The organism is Streptomyces sp. NPDC025638, from assembly GCF_055558775.1.
On the sequence record NZ_JBVHLX010000002.1, the window covers coordinates 602,177 to 626,042 of the forward strand.

The window sequence follows — 23,866 nt, forward strand, 5'->3', positions numbered from 1 at the left end:
TCGACGCCCTCGTCGCAAATCGGCCCTGAGGCAGCTTGTTCACCGCAGTGGCGGGTTTGCGATCGCCGGAAGGCGGGACGAGAATTTTTTTAGGGCGGGATGACCGGGGCACACCCTGATGCCGACGCCGTCGATGTGGCGCCCCCTTCTAGTTGCGCTCACGCTCACAGCCGACAAGCGTCACCGTGAAGGAAGCGGCGCAGCGAACAGGGCCGAACCTGCTCATTCGGTGGCCTGGCCGGGGCGACGGGTGGGACATCCGGCCCGGTCGCCTAACGAGAGGCTGGAGAAACCGACCCATGGCTTCATGACCGAGGCTGCATGACCGTGTCGATGGTCGCCGTGGGGCGGAGGCAGAGCGGAAGGAGTCTGCCCATGCGGATCGTCGTGGACCTGAATCGGTGCCAGGGATACGCACAATGCGTGTATCTGGCGCACGAGGTCTTCAGGTTGAACGGTCAGGAGGCGCTCACCTATGAGCCGAACCCCGATGACGAGCGGCGCCTGCAGGTCGAGCGAGCGGCTGCGGCGTGCCCGGTGCAGGCGATCGTGATCGACCGCGTGGACGGCGCGGAGGGGAGCGCGACGTCATGACCTTGCCGGTAACGGTCGCAGAGCTGGTGCGCGAGTTCCGGGCCGGCGGCCGAATCGTCATCGTGGGTGCTTCTCTGGCCGGGCTGCGGGCCGCGGAGACCCTGCGCGAGGAGGGCTTCACCGGTTCTCTGACCATCATCGGGGACGAGCCGTACGAGCCTTACGACCGTCCCCCGCTGTCCAAGCAGGTACTCAAGGGCTGGGTGCCGGCCGACCACACGAAGTTGCCCCGCATGCGAGAAGTGGATGCCGACTGGCGGCTCGGGGTGGCCGCCATCGGGCTGGACCGGGTCACCAAGCAGGTGCGCCTGGCCGACGGGGAGCAGGTGCCGTACGACCGTTTGCTGATCGCCACGGGCACCCGCGCGCGACAGTGGCCGAACCCGGCCGAGGCCGCTCTGCACGGGGTGCACACGATTCGTTCGCGTGATGATGCACAGCAGCTGCAGAAGGAGTTGGCTGAGCCGCCGTCGCGGGTCTTGGTGATCGGCGCTGGGTTCATCGGCTCGGAAGTGGCCTCTGTGTGCCGGGAGCTCGACATCCCGGTGACCGTCGTCGAGCGGGGTTCGGCGCCGCTGGTCGGCGCGCTCGGCGGGGTGATCGGGGAGATCGCCGCGCAGATGCAGCGCGATCATGACGTGGACCTGCGCTGCGGGCTTGGTGTGTCGTCACTGGAGGGCGACTCCGCCGGGCATGTGCGGCGTGCGCATCTGTCTGACGGAACCACCGTCGACGCCGACGTGGTGGTGGCCTCGCTGGGGTCGATCCGCAACGTGGAATGGCTGGAGGGCTCGGGGCTGGCGGCCGGTTTCTGGGGCGTCGGGTGCGATGCCGGTGGTCGGGCCTTCGACATCAACGGTGTGGTCACCGACAGCGTCTACGTGGCAGGTGACGTGGCGCGTGCGCCGCATGTGCTGTACGAGTACCAGTTCCTGGCGATGGAGCACTGGGACAACGCCGTTTTCGGCGCCGAGGTCGCGGCGCACAACATGGTGAACCTGGAGCCCCACTATCGCCCGCATCTGCTGCTGCCCGGCTTCTGGTCCGGTCAGTTCGGCGTGAACATCAAGTCCGTCGGCGTGCCGCCCTTCGGTGACGAGATCGTCTTCACCCAAGGATCGGTCGAGGAGCGCCACTTCGCCGCCGCCTACGGTCACCGGGGCCGCATCGTCGCGGCCGTCACCTTCGATCACGGCAAGTGGCTGGAGTACTACGGGAAGCTGATCGAGCAATCCGGTCCGTTCCCGCCCCCGCCGCCGGGCTGGGACCAGCCGACCGACATGAAGCCGATGCCGGCCGAATTTCCGGACCCACGGGTCCCGACGGCGGTCCCCGACGTCGTCCTGACCGGCCATGCCCCGAGCGAGCGGACGGCCGAGTTCCGGCCGCGCCGTCACTGACGCGCTCGTCGGGGCAAGCCCCGTAGGCGGACAGCATCGACAGGAAGAAGGAGGGGAGCCTCGTGGTCGAGGAAACCCCCTGGCAGCAGGCCCTCCGCTACGCCAACCGCGCCAACCCGTACCCCTTCTACGAGGAACTGCGCAAGCAACCGGTGGCGCGGCAGCCGGACGGGACCTATGTCGTCAGCACCTACCGGGAGATCGTCGCGCTGCTGCACGACCCCCGCGTCAGTTCGGATGTCAGGAAGCTTCCCGTCCCGGCAGCGGCCCAGGCCGAGGGTTCGGCGGAGGCCGAGCCGATCTCGGAGGCGGTCATCTCCCTGGAGCCGAACATCATCACCTGCGATCCGCCCGAGCACGATCGGGATCGCCGGATGATGATGCCGCACTTCGTCGGCCCGTCCCACGCGCCTTGCCTGGTATCCGACCTGGAGCCCGAGATCCGCCGCATCGTCGGCGGCCTCCTGGACGACATGAGGGGCAAGACCCGTGTCGACGCCGTCGACGACTTCGCCTACCCCCTGCCGGTGACGGTGATCTGCAAGGTTCTGGGCGTGCCGCCGGAGGACGAGCCACGCTTCCACCACTGGATCGAAACGGCCCTGGACGCCTTGGACTTCGGTCCGGAAGCCGCCTCCGAAGAGATCCGGAGCCGGCAGGCCGGGGGGCGGCAGGCCGTGCAGGAATTCGGGCAGTTCGCAGCCGAGCTGCTCGACAGATACGCCCGGCAGCCCGGCCCTGGCATGCTCTCAGCGCTGGTGAACGAGGACGGCCCGGAGGGACGGATGTCCAAGGGCGTGCTCGCGAGCAACGCCCTGCTCCTGATCTTCGCGGGACACGAGACCACGGTCAACCTCATCGCCCACAGTGTGCTCACCCTGCTACGCCACCCCGACACGCTGGAGACGCTGCGCCGCCGGCCCGACCTGATCGTGCCCGGGGTGGAGGAACTGCTGCGCTACGAGTCGTCGGTGCAGTTCTGGCACACCCGCTCCGCCGTGGAGGACATCGACATCGCCGGCACCACCATCCCGAAGGGGGCGCCGATCTTCCTGGCGTACGGCTCGGCGAACCGCGACCCGGAACGGTTCACCGACCCCGACGAACTCGACCTCGAACGCCCCGACAACCAGCATCTCGGTTTCAGTCAGGGCATCCACTTCTGCTTCGGCGCTCCGCTCGCGCGGCTCGAGGTCCAGATCGCGGTGGGTGAGTTCGTCCGCCGGGTGCAGAACCCCCGGCTCGTCGAGGACCCGCCGCCGTACCGGCACAACCAGATCTTCCGCGGACCGCGGCACGTCCTGGTCGACATCGACGGCATCCGCGACTGACCCATGTGTGCGTGAAGGATCGCTATGCGAGCTTTTCAACTCGTCGGTTGGCGGCAGCCTCCTGAGCTGCGCGAGGTGCCGGTGCCCGAGCCGGGGCCGGGGCAGGTTCTGGTGAAGGTCGCAGGTGCCGGTGCCTGCCACTCCGATCTGCACATCATGCAGGCACCCGCACCGCCACCCGGCTTCACGGATCTGCCCCTCACACTCGGCCATGAGAACGCGGGATGGGTGGAGCGGCTGGGACCGGGCGTCACCGGGTTCGCGCCCGGGGACCCTGTGATCGTCTACGGCTCCTGGGGCTGTGGCATCTGCGCCAACTGCCGTCAGGGCCAGGAGAACTACTGCCGGCAGCGCGCCGGTCAGGGCCCGGGCCTGGGCGGTGGTCACGACGGCGGCATGGCCGAGTACCTGCTGATCCCGGCGGCGCGCTACCTGATTCCGCTGGGCGTCCTCGATCCCCGCCAGGCCGCCCCGCTCAGCGACGCGGGGCTGACCAGCTATCACGCTGTGAAGCGGTCGCTGCACCTGCTGGGGCCGGGCTCCACCGCGGTCGTGATCGGGGCCGGCGGCCTGGGCCAGATGACCATCCAGATCCTGCGCGCGCTGAGCGCGGCGACCACCGTCGTCGCCGTGGACACCGACGCCGGCAAGCTGGAGACCGCCAAGCGTATGGGCGCCGACGAGGCTCTGCTCTCGGGTGACGAGGCGATCGCCCGCATCAAGGACATGACGGCGCAGCAGGGCGCTCAGCTTGTGCTGGACATGGTCGGCGTGGACCCGACGCTGCGGATGGCCGCTCAGGTGGCCAGGATGCTCGGCCACCTGACCATTGTCGGTCTCGGCGGCGGAGCCCTGCCCGTCGATTTCTCCAGCCCGCCGCACGAGTGCTCGGTCGCCGCGCCCTACTGGGGCTCCCTCACCGACCTGATGGAAGTGATCACGCTCGCCCAGCAGGAGAAGATCAAGGTACTGGTCGAGCACTTCCCCCTGCAGCGCGCCAACGAGGCGTACCAGCTCCTGCACGACGGCAGGATCCAAGGACGCGCCGTCATCACCCCCCACGCATGAGTACCGGCGTCAACGCGACTGGCACACGCCGTGCGACTGGCCTTTGACGCACCGGGCCCCGGGGGAATCCCACCCCCCGGGCTCTCGTGAACCGGAGCGTGACAGTCGGCGGCACGTGCCGGTGAGCCGGTGAGCCGGTGAAAGCAGCTTGCTCGTGGAACATCACATCCGTCACGAACCCCGCCCGTCGTCTCCACCGAGCAACTTGAGGCTGGCCGGGTGACGATGGACATACACCGACGTGACAACGCTGCTCCAAAGAGGAGGCAGGCGTCATGACATCTCCTACCGAAGCCCCGGGCCCCGTCCCCCAGCGCGGCACCGAACCAGAAGAGAGCTCCCTGGCCGACGGTATGGCCGCCCTGGCGAACATGGGCTGGCAAATCCTGCTCACGATGGGCCTCGCCACCATCGCCCTGGGCGTCATCGCCCTGGTCTGGCCGGGCGCGACCCTACGTGTCGTCGGCATTCTCTTCGGCGTCTACCTACTGGTCACCGGCGTCTTGCAACTCGCCGCCGCCTTCGGCACCCACGTTCCCCGGCACCTTCGCGTCCTGCACTTCATCACCGGCGCGGCCTCCGTCCTGCTGGGGCTGATCTGCTTCCGGGGCACCCTGGAGTCGATCCTGCTGCTCGCCCTGTGGATCGGCTTCAGCTGGCTGCTGCGCGGCACCACGGAGACGGCCGCGGCGGCCTCCGCCCCGGCCATGCCGGGGCGCGGCTGGCACGTCGCCTTCGGGATCATCGGCGCTCTGGCCGGCATCGTGATGATCATCGTGCCGTTCGCCTCGATCGCGACACTCACCCTCGTGGTGGGCGTCATGGCCATAGTTCTGGGCCTGACCGAAGTGGTCCGCGCCATCAGGACGCGCGTCGAGATCGGCCATCTCGCTTCCGGCACGACGACCCGGCGGCGCCCCCTGTTCCACGCACGTCCGCACCCCCAGCACTGATCGGCCGGAAGCGGGGAGCGGCGACATCGTCCAACCTCCGCGGATCATCGGCCGACGAGCGGACCTTTCACGCTCATCGCAGTGTCATTCGGGCTCTGTCTCCCACACCTGCCGCCCACCGCGCGGCGTGCTTGGGTCAGTCGGTGTGACGGCCATGAGACGGCCCCACAAGTGAGGCCGCCCGCCGGACGACGGCCCATCCGAGCGGCCGCCGTCCGGTGGGCACGGCGCCCGGCCGATGACGGGGAACCCATACCCGCAGCGTCCGGGGGCTGATCCGGCACCGCACGGGAGTCGGCAGGGTGACGGCTTCGCCGTCCAGCCCGACGGGGACGACCGGGGCGTCGGCGTGGATGACGACGTCCTCGGGTGTCGCGAGACGGGTCAGACCGTGTATCTGCCCGCTTCGCAGCCTGACGGCCGTGTCGGCGGGCGTCTCCGCCCTGGCGGCCAGTACTCCCAGAAGCCCGGAGTCGAGCTGCGCACGCCGGTCGATCCCGGCCGGGTCGTCAATCCGGTAGGGATTGTTGCTCACCAGCACGGCATCCGGCCGGTCCACCGTGAGCGGCCCTGCGCGTACCACCAGCTCCGGACCCTCGTGGCGGGCCAGGAACTCCGGGAGGATCCTCACTATCGTGCCGATCTTGTCCTCTCGATAGGCCGGATCCTGCACCAGGGCGGCATAGGCTCCGAACGACACGTTGTTGACGAACGCCCGCTCACCCGCGTACCCGAGATCCACGCGCAGCTCGACGCCGTCCGTGAGGGCCTCCAGCGCCGCCGAAGGGTCCTCACGGTCCAGGCCGAGGTCCATCGCGAAGTGATTGCGGGTACCCGCCGGAATGACCACGAAAGGCAGGCCGCTCTCCGCGGCCACCTTGGCGACAAGCGCCTGCGTGCCGTCTCCGCCGGCCACCCCGAGCAGATCCGCACCGTCATCCACCGCGCGTCGGGCGACAGTCGCCAGGTCCTGGGGCAGGGAATGATCGACCAGGAAAACCTGAGCTCCGAACGCACGGGCTCGTTCCGCGATCCGGAACCGGCCCGCTTTCCCTCCCCCCGAACGCGGATTCACGATCAGGTAGGGCTGCCGCGCTCCGGTCGCCGGTCGCGACGCGCTCTCGGTCATGGCACGTACCGACAGGCCGCTTGCATCGGCCCGGCGCACATCACCGGCGACAGCAGGACTGTCGCGATCATGCCAGCAGCTGACGGCGCCGTCCCCCACCGGGCCGACGGTCCTGCGATTGCACCTGCGGCCACCGCCACGATGACACTTCCTTCAACAGTTACGGCTTACGGCACCAGCCTGCAGCTCAGCCTGAGCATCCGCACCTGGGACGTACGTGGCAGACCCGCCACCGCCGTCGACGTCCACCGCGCCGTGGACCGGTCCCCGCAACGCCTCCACCACCGCCGGGCCGACGCCGTCTCCCCACCCTGCGTGCGTCGGGGCCGGAGGGCGCACGGATCGGGATGTGGATGAGCCACGGAAGCGCGCTCACGCAGAAGACCCGCCACCGCTCCCACTGCACGGCATCAGCCACCAGGCCAGTGTCGATGGTGATGAACGGAAAGCCCTTGAAGTGCTCCGCCGCCCTGCTCGGTCGGGACGTTCAGGTGCCAGCCAGTGGTCTGGGTGATCTTCTTACCCTGATGCCCTCTTCAGCCGCGGAGTACAGATGAGAGTCGGCCGTGGCCTTCTCCAGCGCCAGCCGATCGAGGCGGCCAATGCCCAGGACGTGACCGGCGGCTCGGCGATGGGTGCCGCGCCGCATCCTCGTTTCCCATGGCTGGGGCTGGGCACGCAGTGATTATGGCGTCGCGTCCGGTTCCGGTGCGAACCATCCTTGCCACCATCGGGCTGGTGCTCGCCACCTACGTCGCGCTCGAGCTGGTGGTTCAGGCTCGCCGGGTCTTGATCTGGGCGGTCATCGCGTTGCTCTTGGCCGTCTCCCTTCATCCGGCCGTCGAGGTGCTGCAGCGACGGCTGCCGCGGTGCCGACGGGCGGTGGCCACCTTGCTGGTCTTCTTGGCCGCTGCCGCGGCCGTCGGCGCGGTGATCGCCCTGTTCGTCATCCCCTTGGCGCAGGAGGGAAGCCGGTTCGCCGATCGTCTGCCCGCGATGATCAGGGACGTCCGAGCCGGCCACGGGCCAGTCGGCAACCTGCTGGAGCGGATGCACGCTCTGCAGTACGTCGAGCGGCATCAAACGCAGATCCGCGCGTTCGTCACCGGACTGGGCACGCCCGCCTTGAAGTTCATCCGCGGCGCCGCGAGTACCGCGACAGGCGCTCTCACGATTTTTGTCCTGGCCTATCTGATGGTCTTGGAGGGCCCCAAGGCCATAGATCGGTCCCTGGCCCTCGTGGACGAGGCGCCCGCGGCCCGCATACGCCGCGTCGGAGCCGCGTGCGCCCGTACCGTCAACGGTTACCTGACCGGAAACCTGCTGATCAGCGTCATCTGCGGGTTCCTGACCTACGTCATGCTGCTGGTTTCCGGAGTGCCGTTCGCCGGTCTGCTGGCCCTCTTCGTCGCCCTGACCGACCTCATTCCCCTGGTAGGCGCCACCATAGGAGCTGTCGTCGCCTCCTCAGTAGCGTTCGTCCACTCCCTGCCGGCCGGCATCGGAGCCATCGTCTTCTTCATCGTCTACCAGCAGGCCGAGAACCACCTTCTGCAACCGGTCGTCCTGTCTCGGACGGTGAAACTCAACGCCCTCACCGTGCTGCTGGCCATCCTGATCGCCGCCGAAGTCGCCGGGATCCTCGGTGCCCTGCTGGCGATTCCCGTCACCGGCATCATCCAAGTCGTCCTCGGTGACATCTGGGCTCACCGCCACGGGCGGCCGCTGGGGCTGCCGTTGCGGGCAGACAACAGCCCCGAGAACGCCGACGGGTCCGACGACCCCGAATGACCGGCACATGGAATTTCGGCCGCCAGCAGCGCAGCGAACGCATGGGGCTGATCCTCATGCCGTTCGCCTTGATCGACCGAGCCGGATCGGCCGGACGTAGCCGGCGACGACTTCGCACAGTTGGTGCTGCCGTCGTGGCGATCTGGCGCTACGCGGCGCGCTACACGCACTGGCCTGGGCGATCTCGGACATTCACCGTCAGCAGCGGCAGCCGTCAGAGCCCCGGCAGGCCAGGGCCAGATCACACTGGCCACCCTGCGTTCCCTGCGCGCGCTGCTGGTGCGGCAGTCCGTGATTGTCATGGAGGCGGTGGCTGCCTGTGTGATCACTGGTCCGGGTCGGTGGGGGTGGCCGTCAGCAGCGGTCGCGGCCCTGCAGGACGTGAAGTGGTTGTTGAAGGAGCCGAGGCCCACGTCCGCACGCTCCGCGAGGGCTCGGACCGAGCGACGGCGTTCGAAGCCCTGGAGGCATGGCTGCGGACAGCCGCCTCCGCCTGGACCAGGAAGGCCACTCTGTCAGTGTCCAGCCGACAGGTGCCTCCGGCTCGATCGAGGTGCTGGTGGACGGAAAAGTCGTCGCCCGGGGCAGCGCCTCCCGGGCAGGCAAAACCGTCCTCTACGCCGAGATCCTCGGGGATCCGCCGCGCCCCCTGAGCGTCACAGTGGTGGACATGGGCGGCGTGTCTCTGTGCGAGATGGAGGCCGGCGGTATGCGCTCCCTCATGTCACGCGTACCGTTTCATGGAACGGTCGTCCAGACGACGGACACCGCGGCATACCGTCCGGCAAATGCGCAGGTGGGTGCGGCGTGCGGTACACCGCGTTACGGGCGCTGGCCACATCCGCCGGCCCCGCTGACCTTGCTCACCATTGTCAGGTCCGGGGCAGCGACGGTAGGGGCCGAGTGGCGATCTCCTGTGCTTCGGCGCGCGGCATGCCGAACATGCGCAGCAGGCGGAAGGCCAGTTGGTCGGAAACATGCGCGGCATCGAGGTCCGGGCGGGTCTCCAGTAGGTGGAGCACTCCGAGCAGGGCGCCGCCGACCATGGCCACAGAAGTGCGCGGGTCGTCGATGTCCAGCCGTCCGTTGTCGGCGGCGGCCCGCAGATCCCGCATCGCCTGAGGTGCCAAGCCGCTGTCGGAGGTCAGATAGGGCATGCCCGTACGGACGAGGATCCTGGCGATCTGTGTGTGGGTGCGCTGCAGTCGGCCGGTCAGGCGGACGCTGGCGGCGAAGGTCTCCGCGGGGTCCTTCAGGTCTCCCACGACGGATTCCAGGAGTGCGCCGTGTTCCTCCAGGGTGAGGGCGACGGCGGCGTCGAATAGCTCCTCCTTGCTGGTGAAGTGGTTGTAGAAGGAGCCGAAGCCGACGTCCGCCGCCTCGGTGATCTCTTGGATGCTCACTTCGGTCCGCCCCTGCTCGGCGAGGAACCGCTGCGCGGCGGCGATCAGCGCGGCACGGGTACGCGCCTTGCGTCGGTCCAGGCGGTTGGGCGTGTGGCTGGGCGTCCGACTGTTTGCCTTGCCCTGTCGGTCGATACTCATCCCTCCACCCTACCCAGTGAATCAGCTTTGATTTTATCGTCACCACTGACGGCTATTGACGCGGGCTGACATCTGAACTGATTCTCTCATCACTGCTGACTGGAGCTGCTCACGGGAGTGGTCCGGTCGGTGCCTGTCCAGGACTCAGGAGAGCCGATGAGTATCCAGGTCGTCCGCACCACAGACGGCTGGTGGGTGGAGAGCGGCACAGGACGGCTGCACCGTGTCGACACCGACGCGGACACCACCGCCGGCCTGCTCGCCGACCGCTTGGCCGTGCAGCAGGCGGCTGCCCGCGCCGCGAGTGACCCCGACGCCGGGCTTTCCGTTGGAGAAGCCGAGCTGCTGTCGCCCGTCACCTCGCCCTGCCGGGTCGTGGCGCAGATGGTCAACTACCGTTCCCACGCGGTGGACTCCGGATTCAACCCGGACACCGTTCCGCCGGCGTTCTTCCGTAAGGCGTCCGGATCCGTCAGCGGGCCCTACCAGGACATCGTGCGTCCACAGCACGTGTGTTTCCTGGACTACGAGGTGGAGCTCGGGCTGGTGATGGGCGCCGATTTGCCGGTCGGCACCGAGGTCGCCGACGCCGCCCTGGCGGAGTATGTCGCCGCGCTGGTCGTCGCGGACGACGTCAGCGCCCGCGACCTGCAGCTGCCCAAGACACAGTTCTACGAGGCCAAGTCGTACCCCACCTTCACTCCGCTGGGCCCCCGGCTGCTCCTGGTGGACGCCGACGATCTGGCCCGTCTGCCGGACCTACGGCTCACGCTGAAGGTCAACGGGGCCACCCGGCAGGACCGCACCACTACGGACATGATCGTCCGGCCCGCCCGCGCCCTCAGTCTGCTCGCCCGCTTCCAGACGCTGCAGCCCGGTGACGTCCTGCTTACCGGAACCCCCGGCGGCACCGCCCTGAAATCCCCCGGCAGGCTCCTGACCACGCTCGCCGCCCTGCTGCCCCCGCACAAGCGCTGGCAGAAGTTCTTCGCCCGCCAGCAGGCGAACCCCGACTACCTCCAGGACGGCGACATCGTCACGGCCCGTATCGCAACCGATGACGGCGTACTCGATCTCGGCGAGCAGCGCACCGTGGTGCGCGCCCGCTGACGACTCCCGGGACCCCCGCCCGGGACGGGCCGGCCCGGCATCCCCGTACCGGAGCCGGCCACTTGACCCCATCCCTCACCCTGCAAAGGCGCACCGGTGACACGCACACCCACCGACCTGTTGTGGCCCGCCCCCGACAGCGTCGCGGACCCGTCCGCGATCGAGGCCGTCCCGCTGCATGAGCGCGGCCTGCCCGCCACCACCTACGAGACCCTGATTCGCGCCGCCCGCCTGTGGCCCGACCGTCCTGCCCTGACGGTGCTACCCGATGCCGCCCGCTTCCTGCGCCCGGCCACGGCCACCTTCGCGCAACTGCGTGACCAGGTGCATCGCACCGCAAATCTGCTGGGCTCCCTCGGCGTCACCCGCCGGGCCGCCGTGGGCCTGCTCGCGCCGAACACCGCGGAGCTGCCCGCCGCCCTGCTGGCCGCGCAGGCAGCGGGCATCGCCGCCCCGGTGAACCCGGGCCTGGCGTCCGGGCACGTCGAGCAGTTGCTGCGGCGCAGCGGCGCGCGGGTGCTCATCGCCGCCGGTCCACAGCTGGATGCGCGAGTGTGGGCCACGGCCCGGCAGGTCGCCGCGGCCTTGCGGCTGGAGGCACTGCTGGCGCTGGCCCCCACCCTGGCCGACAACCCCGCCCCCGCTCTGGAGCCCATCGAAGGCGTACGCGTCGGCTACCTCACGGAGCTTGCCGCGTCCCATCCCGCCGACCGGCTGGTGGACATCCAGCCTCCGTCCGCCGGCGACCTGGCCGCCTACTTCCACACCGGCGGCACCACCGGCACTCCCAAGCTCGCCGCGCACACGCACGCCAACGAGGTCGTCGACGCCTGGATGGTGGCCGCGAGCATTCCTCTCGACGAGGACGCGGTGATGTTCGCAGCGCTGCCGTTGTTCCACGTCAACGCCCTGATCGTCACCCTGCTCGGCCCGCTGCTGCGCGGCCGGGGAGTGGTGTGGGCGGGGCCGCTGGGCTACCGCGATCCCGAGCTGTACGGCGTGTTCTGGAAGCTGGTGGAGCACTACCGCATCGCCGCCATGTCGGCGGTGCCCACCGTGTACTCCGTCCTCGCCCATGTCCCGGTCGGCGCGGACATCTCCAGCATGCGGTTCGCCGCCGTCGGCGCCTCCCCGCTGCCGCCCGCCGTACGGGAGTCCTTCGAGGAGCACACCGGCATCCCGCTGTGCGAGGGCTATGGGCTGACCGAGGCGACCTGCGCCTCCGCCCTCGGCCTGCCCGGTCACACCCGGGCCGGCAGTGTCGGCCGACGCCTGCCCTACCAGCAGGTCAAGACGGTGCGGATCGACCCGGACACCGGCGAGTGGCACGACCTGCCGCCGGGCGCCACCGGGGTGCTCGCCGTCAGTGGGCCGGTGGTCTTCGCCGGGTACGTCGCCGAGCACACCGCCGACGGGCCTCGACTGGAGACCGCCGGGAAGATCCGCGGCGGCTGGCTGGACACGGGCGACCTGGCCCGCATCGACGCCGACGGCTTCATCCATCTCGCCGGCCGTGCCAAGGACCTGATCATCCGTGGCGGCCACAACATCGACCCCGCTGCGATCGAGGATGCCCTCCTCGCCCACCCCGAGGTCACCGCCGCCGCGGCGGTGGGCCGCCCCGACCCGCACGCCGGTGAGGTGCCCGTCGCCTACGTCACCCTCGCCCCCGGTGCCGAGGCCGACCTCGCCGAACTGCTCAGCTGGGCCACCGAAAGGGTCCCCGAACGCGCCGCCGCCCCGCGCGAGGTGCTCGTGATCGACGCCATCCCGCTCACCGCTGTCGGCAAGCCCTACAAGCTTGGCCTGCGCCTGGACGCCACCCGCCGCGCGGTCCACGCCGAACTGGCCGCCCAGGGCGCGGACTGCGACCCGGAACGCATTCTGTGCCGGCCGCACGACGGAGGCGTGCGCGTCACGGTGCCCGCCCTTGCCGACGAGGCGGTACGGAGCAGGGTCACCACGGCCCTGGACCGGTACGACCTGCACTGGCAGTACGCCCCCAGCAAGCCACCTGAGAGAGAAACCCCATGAGCACCGCCGCCATCGTCCTCGCCGTCCTTCTCGCCGGGATCTTCCTCCTGCTCGGGTCGGCCAAGCTCGCGGCAGTACCCGCGATGCGCCAGGCCGCGGCCCACGTGGGCATGACCACTACCCAGTACCGCCTGCTGGGTGCTCTGGAGGTGGCGGCAGCGGCCGGTCTGCTGCTCGGCCTGCGGATCACTGCGCTCGGTGTCGCCGCCTCGGTCGGCCTGATCCTGCTGATGGCCGGAGCCGTCGTCGTCCATCTGCGCAGTGGCGATCCGGCGGCCCGCTGCCTGCCTGCCGTCATCGTTGGTGCCTTGGCTGGAGCCCATCTCGTCGTGCTGGCCGGCGGCTAGCATCGCCGCCGCCTGGGACCGAGGAGCATCACGATGAGCCGCATCGACGTCCGCCAGCATCTGCCGCCCTGCGCCTCCACGCGATGGCCGGCGTAGCACAGCGTCCCTACTCAGGGCCGCCGCCGCAGGCCGCCTTCCTTTCGTACGGCTGGTACGGCGCCCACCGCATCTTCACCGCCTTGGCCGCCGAGTCCCTGCGCGGCCTCTGAATCGACACCGCTGTTTCCGGCAACCCCTCCGCGCAGTCCGGGCGCTGCCGACGTCCGCCCGCAGCGCCCGGGCGCCTCTCGGAACCGACCAGCCTTTCGCATCCGTACTCGCCGCCGCTTGCTCAACCCGCGAACGGGACCGGCACCCCGCCTCGCTCAATCGACCGGGGAAACGCACTTGGCGCTCTTCCCCTGCCTCTCCTGAGCCGTCCCCACCCCATGGCCCCGAGCCGTGACACCCCATGGAGTACCCATGAACGACATCGACGTCCCCGTCCTCATCGTCGGCGGAGGCGGTGCGGGGCTCACCGCCTCGATGCTGCTCAGCCGCATGGGCATCGAGTCCCTGCTGGTCACCGCCTGGCCCAGCACCTCCGTCCTGCCCAAGGCCCACGTCCTCAACCAGCGCGCCATGGAGATCATGCGCGACGCCGGCGCGGCCGACACCATCTACGCCGCCTCCACCCCGGCCGAGCAGATGTCCCACACCGCCTGGTACGTCGGCCTGGCAGGCGACCACGAAGACTATGGCCGCAGGGTCGCCAGGATGGAGGCTTGGGGAGCCGGCGGGAACTCTCCGGAGTGGCTCGCGGCCAGCCCCGAGCGACAGGCCAACCTGCCCCAGATCCGCCTGGAGCCGGTCCTGCGCACCCGCGCCGAGGAACTCGCGCCCGGCCGGGTCCGCTTTCACCACGAGCTGACCGAACTCGCCCAGGACGACGAGGGCGTCACCGCCGCCGTCACCGACCGCGAGAGCGGCCAGACCTACCGGGTGCGGGCCCGCTACCTGCTGGGCTGCGACGGCGGCCGTACCGTCGGACCCGCTCTGGGCATCGTCCAGGAGGGCGTGCGCGACCTCGCCCGCGTGGTCTCGTTCCACCTCTCCGCCGACCTGTCCCGCTGGGCGCTCGACCCGGAGGTGCTGATCCGCTGGCTGTGGCTGCCCGACCTCGGCATCCCCGGTGTTCTCGTGCCCATGGGCCCCAAGCATTGGGGTCCCGAGTCCGAGGAGTGGGTCTTCCACCTCAACTACGGTCCCGATGACGGCCGCGCGCTGGACGACGAGTCCGTACTGGCCGACCTGCGCACGGGGCTGGGCCTGAGCGAGGAGGACGTGTCGGTCCACATGATCTCCCGCTGGACCCTGGAGGGCGTGGTCGCCGACCGCTACCGCGCCGGCCGCGTCCTGATCGCCGGCGACGCTGCCCACCGGCATCCGCCAACCGGCGGCCTCGGCCTGACCTCCGCCATGCACGACGTCCAGAACCTCACCTGGAAGCTCGCCGCCGTGCTGAACGGCCATGCCGACGACGCCCTGCTGGACACCTACGAGGCCGAGCGGCGCCCCGTGGACGCCACCAACGTCCAGCGCTCGCTGGAGAACGCCATGAACCACATCGCCATCAACGCCCTCTTGGGCGGCGGGCCCGAGGCCGGCGAGGAGGAGAACTGGCGGCAGGCCCGCCGCCTGTGGAGCGCGGACCCCGCCGACGCCGACTTCCGCCGCACCTTCCTGGCCGCCGTGGCCGCCCAGTCCATGGAGTTCAACGAACTGGGCGTCGAGTTCGGCTACACGTACGAGTCCGCGGCCGTCGTCCCCGACGGCACTCCCGCACCCGAGAACCCCGACCCGGTCCGCATCTACCAGCCCGCCGCCCGCCCCGGACACCCGCTGCCCCACGCCTGGCTGGAGGACCTCGACGGCCATGGCGTGGCCCTGGCACGCCTGGTCCGCCCCGGCCGGCTGCTGCTGATCACCGGAGAGGACGGCCAGGCTTGGCGCGAGGCCGCCGAAAAGATCGCCGCCGAGAGCGGGCTGCCGCTGGACGCCATCCGGATCGGCCACGTCGACGGCGACTATCGCGACCCGCGCTCCACCTGGACCGCCGCCCGCGGCCACACACCGGAAGGCGCCGTCCTCGTGCGCCCGGACCGCTTCATCGGCTGGCGCGCCCACGGCGCGGCCACCGACCCGGTCGCCGAACTCACCACCGCGCTGGACTCCCTCCTCGCACGGTAGGAACCGCTCACCTGCCGTGCCACCCGGCCTGCCGATCACCGCCGCAGTCGGCGGGCCGGGGCCCCCACCCTCATCTCCACCTCGCCTCCGGGGCATCGCGGCACCCGCCCCACCATCGCACCAGGTCGTGGAGGCCACAGGAAGGAATCCCCCCGTGAACGACCCGACACCCATCCCCGTCGTCCCCACTGGCGACGCCCATCAAGGGCTGCACAGCGAGCAGGGTGCGCTGCGCGGGGAGCACCCCGGCCGCGCCGTCCAGCCCGTCATCAAGGTGGTGGACCTGGCCTGGCTGGAGTTCACCAAGCCCGACCTGGACCGCGCCGAGACCTTCGCCCACGACTTCGGGTTCACCACCGCTGCCCGTACCGATGACACCCTCTACCTGCGCGGCGCTCTGGCCGGACCGCACTGCTTGGTGATCCGCCGCGGTCCCGCATCGCGATTCATCGGCCCCGCCTTCCGGGCCGCCGACGCCGCCGACCTCGACCGGCTCGCCCGCGCCACCGGCCACAAGGTCCGGACCCTCACCGACTACGCCGGGGGCCGCGCCGTGGACCTGCTCGATCCCTCAGGCATCCCGGTCCGCGTCGTACACGGCGTCACCGAGCAGCCCGCGCGACCGCTGCAACAGCCCCTGGTCCTCAACACGGGCACCACGGCCGCGGCTGCCCGCATCAACGCCACCCAGCGCCCTCCTCGTAAACCCGCCCAGGCGCAGCGCCTGGGCCACGTGGTGCTGTCCACCCGGGTCTTCCGGCGCGCCCTGGACTGGTACCTGCAGCACCTCGGCCTGATCGTCAGCGACTTCCTCTACCTGGACGGGCAGCGCGACCGTGGCCCCACCATGGCCTTCATCCGCTGCGACCGCGGCGGCGAACCCGCCGACCACCACACCCTGGCCATGCACCTCGGTCCCGACACGGGCTACGTTCACTCCGCCTACCAGGTCGCCGACCTCGACGCGCTGGCCGCCGGAGGCGAGTACCTGCGCGAACGCGGCTACCACCACTCCTGGGGCATCGGCCGGCACATCCAGGGCAGCCAGATCTTCGACTACTGGCGAGACCCCGACCGCTTCATGCTGGAGCACTACGCCGACGGCGACGTCTTCGACAACACACTGGAACCCGGCTGGGCCGCCATGTCCGCTTCCGGCCTGGCCCAGTGGGGCCCGCCCGCCACCCGCGACTTCCTCGGCACCACCCCCTCGCCGGGGGCGCTCCTGCGGGCGATCTCCGCACTGCGCGAGGACAACGAAATCGACCGCGCCCGGCTGCTGGGCCTGATGAAAGCCCTGAGCAAGTGACCGCCACCACCCCTGAGCATGTACCCGTTGTGGTCATCGGTGCCGGGCCCACCGGGCTGACCGCCGCGACCCTCCTCGCCCGCCACCTGGTCCGTGCCTCCATCGGCTCCCGGATGCAGGACCTCGCCACTTCCCAGCAGTGGCTGGTCGTCGACGTCCGCTGCCGCGTGCCGCTGCCCGCCTGGGACGGCGTCCACCAGATCTTTCCGAAGGAGGCGGGGGAGGATTCCCAGCGCAGTTCACGGAGCAGATCCAGGACTTGCAAGGCCGACTGGCCCGGCTCGTGGTACGCCACGCACCGCAGCTGCTCACCGTGGTGGGCGTGGGTCCGGACACGGCCGTCACTTTGCTGATCACGGTGAGGGACAACCCGGAACGCATGGGCAGTGAGGCATTTTTCGCCGTGCTGTGCGGGGTCAGCCCTGTCGTTGCTCGGTCCGGTCGTGCCATGGTCGACGACGGACAGCTGGTAAGGCGGGCCACAAGGCTGTCCGTCAATGCCTGTCACGAGTGGACGAGGAGTCAACTCGTTGACAGCCCGCCCAGGCCAGGTTGAGCACCGGTTCGTTCGAAGCCTTCCGGCGGTGGTCGGGTCATGCCGTTGTGCCGGGATCGATGGGACGGTTGTGCAGTGCCACGCCCCGCAGCTGCTCGTGCCGGTGGGGATCGGCCGGGACAGTGCCGTCACGCTCCTGATCACCATGGGAGACAAGCCCGAGCGACTGAACACCGAGGCGTCCTTCGCCGCTTTGTGCGGAGTCAGTCCCATCGAGTACTCCTCGGGCCGGCGGAGCTCGCGTCGGCTCAACCATGGGGGCGACCGGCAGGCGAACGCCGCTCTGCACCGCATCGTCTTCACGCTCAGCGGAAGGGGCCGTCGGGCGAGGTCACGGGCCTCGTCCGCGGAGAGGCCGAGCATGTGCAGGAGCATCTCGGCCACTTTTCCGGCTGCATGGTCCCTGTCGGCCTCGGGCTGATGGACCACAGCTGCAGGAGCGCCAGCAGGCTGCCGTTCAGCGCGGTCAGGGCGATCATCGGGTCGACCACAGTGAAGCGGCCGGAAGCCATGCCCTGCTCCACGTCGCGCCTCGCGCGCGGAGCCAGTCCGCGGTCGGCGCATATGCGGCCGAGCTCGCTGTGGCAGAGAATCCGCATGATCTCCGGGTGTGAGCCGGCCACGCGTGCGCTGAGCCGCACGCCGTCGGCGAAGCGCTCGGCGGGGTCGTCGACGCCGCACAGATGTCGGTCGACGGCTCGCGCGAACTCCTCCAGGGCATCGGCCACGGCCGCGTCGAACAGGTCCGGCCTGCACGTGAAGTGGTTGTAGAAGAAGCCGAAGCCCACGTCGGCGAGCTCCGCGATGGTCCGGATGCTGGCGCTCGTATCGCCCGAATCGGCCAGAAGCTTCCCCGCGGCGCGGACGAGCCTGCCGGGTCTCGGCCCGACGCGGCGTTCGAATCGATCCCTGGGTGGGGCTGACATCGCCACACACCGCACAAGGTCACCAGTTCTGATGAATTCATCATCGCGCTGATGGTGCGAATTGTCCACCCTGAACGCCGTCGAACCCCGACTTCGCCACCCAGCGGTCAGTGATTCCGGCGGCGATAGAGGCCGCCTCGCCTCTCCTCGGCGCACTGCACGGCCACGTTTGATTGAACGATCAGTTTCGGTGGCCTTGACGATTAAGCGGTCGTATCTGATTATTTCATCAGAAATGGGCAAAACGGCGCAAGGCTGGCGGATACCGGGCGGCGGCGAGGTCGCGCGCTGCACCGCAAACTCCGGCTCCCGGTACCCCCGAGGTCTCCGCCTCCTGCCCATCACCGTCCACCACGGCTGCAGACCGGGCGGCCGCGCCCGCGTGCCGGCACTCCCTCACCTCCGCACTGAACGGGATCAACCACGATGACGAATACCGACCACACGCCACTCGCCAAGCCGGTGAGCCCCAGCGAGATACCGGACGCGGCGATAGCGATGATCGATGCGGACGGGACGGTGGCGGCGTGGACGCAGGCCGCTGAGCAACTTGTCGGATACTCGGCCGCGGAAGTGGTGGGCCGATCCGCCGCGCACGTGCTGCCGCCCCCTGAGGAGGCCCGAAGGACTTCGCTGTTCGCCGAGCAGTGCCGTGCCCGAAGTGGCTGGTCCGGCACGGCCGCGGTCCGCCACCGCGACGGCCACACGCTCAAAATGTCACTACGGGTCTCTCTGTTGTGGGGGCAGAACGCCGGCACCCGGTGGCTGGTGTCCGTGACCGACATAGGCGCCCTGTCCTCGGGGCCTGCCAACGGACCGGTGCGGGAGTCGCTGCTTGCCCATGCACCGATCGGCATCGTCGTGTACGACCCGCAGTTGCGCTGTACCTGGGTGAACGACGCCATGCAGCGCCACGACGGCATTCCCCGTGACCGGCGGTTCGGACGCCGTCTGAAGGACTCGCTGCCCGCCGTGGAGGCAGAAGCGCTCGAGGTGGTGATGCGGCAGGTGCTGCAGAGCGGTACCACCATGGTCCACGAGTACCGGGCGTGGCCCCCGTCGGACGGGCGCCGTGAGCATGCGTTCTCGGCCTCGTTCTTCTGCCTCCAGGACGCGGACGGCGCGGCGATGGGAGTGTGCTCCATGACCGTGGACGCCACCGGGAACCGGCGGGCGCGCGAGCGCCTGGCCATCCTCAGCGAGGCGAGTACGCGCATCGGCAGCACCCTCGACGTCATGCAGACAGGGCAGGAACTGGCCGACCTTGCCGTGCCCCTGCTGGCCGACCACGTCGTCGTCGACCTGGTGGAGTCGGTTCCGTTCGGACTCGAGCCCGCCGAACGGATCGGCACGACGAGCGGCCGCCGCCCTGCGTTGCGCCGTGCCGGAGTGGCCTCCATCGACCAGGGTGTCCTGGAGTTGCCGGCGGTGCGCGAAGAGGTGATCCACGTCCCCCCGACCTCGTCATTCGCCGCCGTACTGCGCACGGGCAGGTCTCACCTGGAACCGGTGCTGGACACCCATGCCGGCCCATGGGTCGACCACGATCCGACGCGTGCGCAGAAGGTCCGTGACAGCGGGATCCACTCGTTGATGGTCGTACCCATCCGTGCGCGGCGCTGCGTGCTGGGACTCGCGGTGTTCGGCCGCTCCAAGGAGCCGACGCCGTTCCAGGAGGACGACCTGCTCCTCGCCGAGGAGCTCGTCACCCGGGCCGCGCTCTGCCTGGACAATGCCCTCCAGTACGCGCGCGAGCGCACCGCCGCCCTCACCCTGCAGCGCGACCTGCTTCCTCACCATGTGCAGGGCGGTGCCGCCGTCGAGGTGGCCTCGCGCTACGTGCCGGCCGACATGGATCACGGCGTGGGAGGTGACTGGTTCGACGTGATCGAGCTGTCCGGCGCGCGGGTGGCCCTCGTCGTTGGCGATGTGGTCGGACACGGCATCAACGCCGCGGCGACCATGGGCCGGCTCCGCACGGCCGTACGCACGCTCGCGGACCTCGACCTGCCGCCGGACGAACTGCTGGCACACCTCGACGACACGGTCCGGCGGTTGAACGACGAAGACGGCGACGTCTCCGGCCAGGTCCAAACGATGGTGGGTGCCACCTGCCTGTACGCCGTTTACGACCCGGTCACCCGACGGTGCACGCTGGCGCGGGCCGGGCATCCACCGCCCCTGATCGTCGACGCGCAGGGCAGGGTCACCATCCCCGACCTGCCTGCCGGGGCCCCGTTGGGTCTGGGTCTCGGCCTGGTGCTTTTCGAGTCCGTGGAACTGGACCTGCCCGAAGGGAGTGTCCTCGCCTTCTACTCCGACGGCCTGATCGAGTCCCGCGACGAGGACATCGACGTCGGCCTGCAGCGCCTGGGCGCCGCCCTGGCGCAGCCCTGTGCCTCCCTGGAGGACCTGTGCTCGCGGGCGATGAAGACCTTGCCGGCTTGGGCATCAGCCGACGACGTCACCTTGCTCCTGGCGCGGACCCGCGCACTGAAACCCGCCCACGTCGCCTCGTGGGACCTGCCGAACGAACTCGCCACCGTCCCGACAGTCCGGCACCTGGCCGTCCGCCAGCTCAGGCAATGGGGTCTGGAGCCGCTGGTGACACCCGTGGAGTCGATCGTCAGCGAACTGGTCACCAATGCGATCCGCCACGGTGGCGGCCCGAGCCGCCTGCGGCTCATCCAGCACCGGGTGCTGACGTGTGAGGTCTCCGACACCAACACCGGCCAACCGCGCCCCCGTCATCCCCGCACCCTCGACGAGCACGGCCGCGGCCTGTACCTGGTCGCGCGACTGTCGCGCAGGTGGGGTTCCCGCTCAGCAGCAGACGGCAAGGTCGTCTGGGCCGAACAGGACCTGCCATCCACAGCCGGCGCCCTCTGAGCGCCGACAGCCCCCACAGGATCCCCTTCTCCCGTAGCCGCGGACTCTCGTAATGGAAGCCAGAGACATGGACACATCGGATGTTGAAAACGCCGACCCGGCAGGCGCCTCCCAAGGAGCGACGAGCGTCTCCGGCGCCGGCCCCGGCGGCGGGTCGCCCGCCTTCGACGGTCTGGCCGCAGCCGTGCTCGACGATCGAGGCACGGTGGTGGGGTGGACCAGCACAGCACAGGACCTGACCGGGTTCTGCGCCGACGAGGTCCACGGCCGCCCCGTGCGGGAACTGGTGGCCGACCCCCCGCACGGCCTGCGCAGAGCCACGTCATCGCCGGCGACCGGCCGGGTACGACTGCGACACCGGTGCGGCAGCACGATCGACGTCACGTTCCGGACCACACGGGTGAGCGGCTCGGCGGGCTTCCTGGTGCTCGCGGCCCCCACCCTTCACGTCGCCGACCACCAGCACGGCGCAGCGCTCCTGCGTGCACTGTCCGCACAGAACCGGATCACCATTGCTCTGCACGACACGGCTCTCACCACTGTCCAGACGAACGCCATGCCGGACACACTCAACGGCCGCCCCGTACAGCCGGGCGCCCGGCTGGGTGACGTGCTGTGCGCCGAGGACGCCGAGAGCATCGAGGCGGTACTGCGGCAGGTGCTCGAGACGGGAGTCCCGGTGATGCACAGGAGCCAGCGAGTGAGCTGGCGGCACCATCCGGCGCGGCGGCACGCGCTGTCGCTGTCCGCCTTCCGTGTGGAGGACTCGCGAGGACGCCCCGCGGGGGTCGCAGCCCTGTACGTAGACGACATCGACCAACTGCGTGCCCGCCGACAGCTGGATCTCGCCCATGCGGTTGCCGAGCGGGTGGGGGGCTCCCTGGACGTCGTGCGGACCGCGCAGGACCTCGCGGACGTCCTTGTGCCCACCTTCGGTGATCTCGCAGCAGTCGACCTTGCGGAAGCCGTCTTCGACGGTGACGAACCCGCCGAGCGGCTGGGCGGAGGAGATCTGCATCTGCGCAACGCGGCCCTGGCGCCGGCCACCGCGGTCTGGCCGCCCGGCATCCAGCGCGGCAACCTCGTCCCACCCCTGTCCGACCACCCCCTCCTGCTCCGCTTCCAGCATGGCGAGACGGTCGTCTACGACCGGGACGACTTCGTCGCGCTTATCGGCGGCCGGCAGTTGCTCGGGCAGCTCCTCCCGCACGGCACCCAGGCGGTGATGGTGGCACCGCTGCACGCCCGCGGCCTCACCCTCGGCGCGATCGTGGTCTGGCGCACCGGCCTGTCCGAACCGTTCACCGAGGACGAGGTGGATCTCATGGGGCAGATCGCCTCACGGGGAGCGCTCGCCATCGACAACGCCCGTCGCTACACGCGCGAGCACAGAGCGGCCATGGCCCTTCAGCAAAGACTCCTTCCCCCGGCCACGACCGACACTCCGGCAGCCGAGACCGCCGGCGTCTACCTGCCCACAGGCCGCGGGGCGGGCACCAGCGGCGACTGGTACGACGCCATACCCCTGCCCGCTCTCCGGCTGGCCCTCGTAGCCGGAGACGTGATCGGCCACGGTATACCCGCGAGCGCCACCATGGGCCGTCTGCGCGCCGCCATCCAGACCCTCGCCGACCTCGAACTGGAGCCGGACGAGTTGCTCACCCGGATCGCCGACCTGGTCCAGCGCCTCGCGGCGGAAGCACCACCTGGCGACCACGACGTCATGGGCGCCACCTGCCTGTACGCGGTCTACGACCCTGTCACCCGACGCTGCGCCATGGCCAGTGCCGGGCACCCGCCGCCCGTGCTCGTGCGGCCCGACGGGAGTGCCGAAGCCGTCGACATTCTTCCGGGGCCACCCCTCGCCGTCTGTGGCATGCCGTACGAGACAACCACGATCGACCTCGAGCCGGGCAGCGTCCTCGCGCTCTACACCGACGGCCTGGTCCACCGAGGCGCACACGATGTCGGTGACGGGCTCCGGCGGCTGACCGATGCGCTCGCCACCTCCTGCCGCCCGGACCGCGCTCTGGACGAGACCGGCAGGGCCCTCCTCGACCATCTGGTGGACGAGGCACCGCGTGACGACGCGACTCTGCTGCTGGCACGTACCCGCGCCGTCCCGGCCAAGGACACCGCTCACTGGCAGATACCGGCTGATCCGGCTGCTGTCTCGGTTGCCCGGGCATGGGCGGCCCGCCAACTCACCGCATGGGGGCTGGACGACCTCCTCTTCCCCACCGAACTCATCGTCAGTGAACTGGTCACCAATGCGATCCGCTACGGTCGTCCGCCGGCCGAGCTGCGACTGATCCGCCACCACGTTCTGGTCTGTGAGGTCACCGACTCCAACAGCGCCCAACCCCGTCTGCGCCGCGCTCGCGTCACCGACGAGGGCGGACGCGGTCTGTTCCTCATTGCACAACTCGCCGAGCGCTGGGGTTGCCGCCATGGCCGGAACCACAAGACCATCTGGTCCGAACAGCCCATCGCGCGCGTCCACTGATCACGCCCTGTGGCCACCGCGCTCGGGCCGTGCAACTCGCTCAGCTGCTCCGGCAGACGCCGCCGGAACTACTCCCGGTACAGCGGGCCGAAAACCCGGGTCTGCCCTGGGCTGTTGTGTGCTCTGCTCAAGTCGACATGTTTCCGATCA

At 70.0% G+C, this 23,866-nt stretch carries 20 protein-coding genes and 1 pseudogene; 18 read left to right on the forward strand and 3 right to left on the reverse strand.

Translation table 11 applies throughout. From position 1 onward, the window contains the following. Nucleotides 1-375 precede the first annotated feature (375 nt). From ACZ4EG_RS06900 to ACZ4EG_RS06920, 5 genes are all read left to right on the forward strand, one after another. Entirely contained in the window at nucleotides 376-594 is a 219-nt protein-coding gene (locus ACZ4EG_RS06900) for a ferredoxin (protein ID WP_453557427.1), read from the forward strand. Continuing rightward, nucleotides 591-1,994 (forward strand): NAD(P)/FAD-dependent oxidoreductase, encoded by a 1,404-nt coding sequence (locus ACZ4EG_RS06905; protein ID WP_467789837.1) that lies wholly within the window; start codon nucleotides 591-593, stop codon nucleotides 1,992-1,994. Before ACZ4EG_RS06900 ends, ACZ4EG_RS06905 begins: the two co-directional genes overlap by 4 nt. Nucleotides 1,995-2,056: 62 nt before the next feature. Next, nucleotides 2,057-3,325 (forward strand): cytochrome P450, encoded by a 1,269-nt coding sequence (locus ACZ4EG_RS06910; protein ID WP_453557423.1) that lies wholly within the window; start codon nucleotides 2,057-2,059, stop codon nucleotides 3,323-3,325. Between the two features lie 24 nt (nucleotides 3,326-3,349). After that, nucleotides 3,350-4,393: an NAD(P)-dependent alcohol dehydrogenase gene (locus ACZ4EG_RS06915; protein WP_467789838.1), complete on the forward strand. Its 1,044-nt coding sequence runs from the start codon at nucleotides 3,350-3,352 to the stop codon at nucleotides 4,391-4,393. 275 nt (nucleotides 4,394-4,668) lie between these two features. After that, nucleotides 4,669-5,346: an HdeD family acid-resistance protein gene (locus ACZ4EG_RS06920; protein WP_467789839.1), complete on the forward strand. Its 678-nt coding sequence runs from the start codon at nucleotides 4,669-4,671 to the stop codon at nucleotides 5,344-5,346. 136 nt (nucleotides 5,347-5,482) lie between these two features. Here ACZ4EG_RS06920 and ACZ4EG_RS06925 read toward each other — a convergent pair whose 3' ends face one another. Then, nucleotides 5,483-6,574: a diacylglycerol/lipid kinase family protein gene (locus tag ACZ4EG_RS06925; RefSeq protein WP_467789840.1), complete on the reverse strand. Its 1,092-nt coding sequence runs from the start codon at nucleotides 6,572-6,574 to the stop codon at nucleotides 5,483-5,485. 454 nt (nucleotides 6,575-7,028) lie between these two features. On the opposite strand from ACZ4EG_RS06925, the gene ACZ4EG_RS06930 reads away from it, so the two are divergent. After that, entirely contained in the window at nucleotides 7,029-7,160 is a 132-nt protein-coding gene (locus ACZ4EG_RS06930; protein WP_453557415.1) for a hypothetical protein, read from the forward strand. Between the two features lie 53 nt (nucleotides 7,161-7,213). Beyond that, nucleotides 7,214-8,266, forward strand: coding sequence for an AI-2E family transporter (locus tag ACZ4EG_RS06935; protein ID WP_453557413.1), 1,053 nt, complete (start codon nucleotides 7,214-7,216; stop codon nucleotides 8,264-8,266). Between the two features lie 872 nt (nucleotides 8,267-9,138). Here ACZ4EG_RS06935 and ACZ4EG_RS06940 read toward each other — a convergent pair. After that, a complete protein-coding gene (locus ACZ4EG_RS06940) occupies nucleotides 9,139-9,810 on the reverse strand; it encodes a TetR/AcrR family transcriptional regulator (RefSeq protein ID WP_453557411.1) in 672 nt (223 codons plus the stop codon). A 156-nt stretch (nucleotides 9,811-9,966) separates the two neighbouring features. Here ACZ4EG_RS06940 and ACZ4EG_RS06945 point away from each other — a divergent pair, with 156 nt between their 5' ends. From ACZ4EG_RS06945 to ACZ4EG_RS06985, 9 genes and pseudogenes are all read left to right on the forward strand, one after another. After that, nucleotides 9,967-10,920: a fumarylacetoacetate hydrolase family protein gene (locus ACZ4EG_RS06945; RefSeq protein WP_453557409.1), complete on the forward strand. Its 954-nt coding sequence runs from the start codon at nucleotides 9,967-9,969 to the stop codon at nucleotides 10,918-10,920. Nucleotides 10,921-11,016: 96 nt separating this feature from the next. Beyond that, nucleotides 11,017-12,954 (forward strand): acyl-CoA synthetase, encoded by a 1,938-nt coding sequence (locus ACZ4EG_RS06950; RefSeq protein WP_467789841.1) that lies wholly within the window; start codon nucleotides 11,017-11,019, stop codon nucleotides 12,952-12,954. Beyond that, nucleotides 12,951-13,301 (forward strand): DoxX family protein, encoded by a 351-nt coding sequence (locus tag ACZ4EG_RS06955; RefSeq protein ID WP_453557405.1) that lies wholly within the window; start codon nucleotides 12,951-12,953, stop codon nucleotides 13,299-13,301. Before ACZ4EG_RS06950 ends, ACZ4EG_RS06955 begins: the two co-directional genes overlap by 4 nt. An 83-nt stretch (nucleotides 13,302-13,384) precedes the next feature. Further along, the gene (locus ACZ4EG_RS06960; protein WP_467789842.1) at nucleotides 13,385-13,510 is read left to right on the forward strand and encodes a hypothetical protein; all 126 of its coding nucleotides are present in this window, start codon (nucleotides 13,385-13,387) and stop codon (nucleotides 13,508-13,510) included. A gap of 253 nt (nucleotides 13,511-13,763) precedes the next feature. Continuing rightward, a complete protein-coding gene (locus ACZ4EG_RS06965; protein WP_467789843.1) occupies nucleotides 13,764-15,530 on the forward strand; it encodes an FAD-dependent monooxygenase in 1,767 nt (588 codons plus the stop codon). A gap of 154 nt (nucleotides 15,531-15,684) precedes the next feature. Continuing rightward, a complete protein-coding gene (locus ACZ4EG_RS06970) occupies nucleotides 15,685-16,839 on the forward strand; it encodes a VOC family protein (protein ID WP_467789844.1) in 1,155 nt (384 codons plus the stop codon). Continuing rightward, complete coding sequence (locus ACZ4EG_RS06975; protein ID WP_467789845.1) at nucleotides 16,836-17,192, forward strand: FAD-dependent monooxygenase; 357 nt, start codon at nucleotides 16,836-16,838, stop codon at nucleotides 17,190-17,192. Before ACZ4EG_RS06970 ends, ACZ4EG_RS06975 begins: the two co-directional genes overlap by 4 nt. Before the next feature lie 5 nt (nucleotides 17,193-17,197). Continuing rightward, nucleotides 17,198-17,395, forward strand: coding sequence for a hypothetical protein (locus tag ACZ4EG_RS06980; protein WP_467789984.1), 198 nt, complete (start codon nucleotides 17,198-17,200; stop codon nucleotides 17,393-17,395). 70 nt (nucleotides 17,396-17,465) lie between these two features. Further along, nucleotides 17,466-17,699 (forward strand): annotated as a pseudogene (locus tag ACZ4EG_RS06985) (transposase); the annotation flags it as partial. 1 nt (nucleotide 17,700) lies between these two features. Here the strand turns inward: ACZ4EG_RS06985 and ACZ4EG_RS06990 are convergent. Then, on the reverse strand, nucleotides 17,701-18,390 hold the full coding sequence (locus ACZ4EG_RS06990; RefSeq protein WP_467789846.1) for a TetR/AcrR family transcriptional regulator: 690 nt from the start codon (nucleotides 18,388-18,390) through the stop codon (nucleotides 17,701-17,703). A gap of 357 nt (nucleotides 18,391-18,747) precedes the next feature. On the opposite strand from ACZ4EG_RS06990, the gene ACZ4EG_RS06995 reads away from it, so the two are divergent. Together ACZ4EG_RS06995 and ACZ4EG_RS07000 are read left to right on the forward strand one after the other, a co-directional pair. Then, on the forward strand, nucleotides 18,748-21,210 hold the full coding sequence (locus ACZ4EG_RS06995) for a SpoIIE family protein phosphatase (protein WP_467789847.1): 2,463 nt from the start codon (nucleotides 18,748-18,750) through the stop codon (nucleotides 21,208-21,210). Nucleotides 21,211-21,277: 67 nt separating this feature from the next. After that, complete coding sequence (locus ACZ4EG_RS07000; RefSeq protein ID WP_467789848.1) at nucleotides 21,278-23,716, forward strand: ATP-binding SpoIIE family protein phosphatase; 2,439 nt, start codon at nucleotides 21,278-21,280, stop codon at nucleotides 23,714-23,716. The last annotated feature ends 150 nt before the right edge of the window (nucleotides 23,717-23,866 follow it).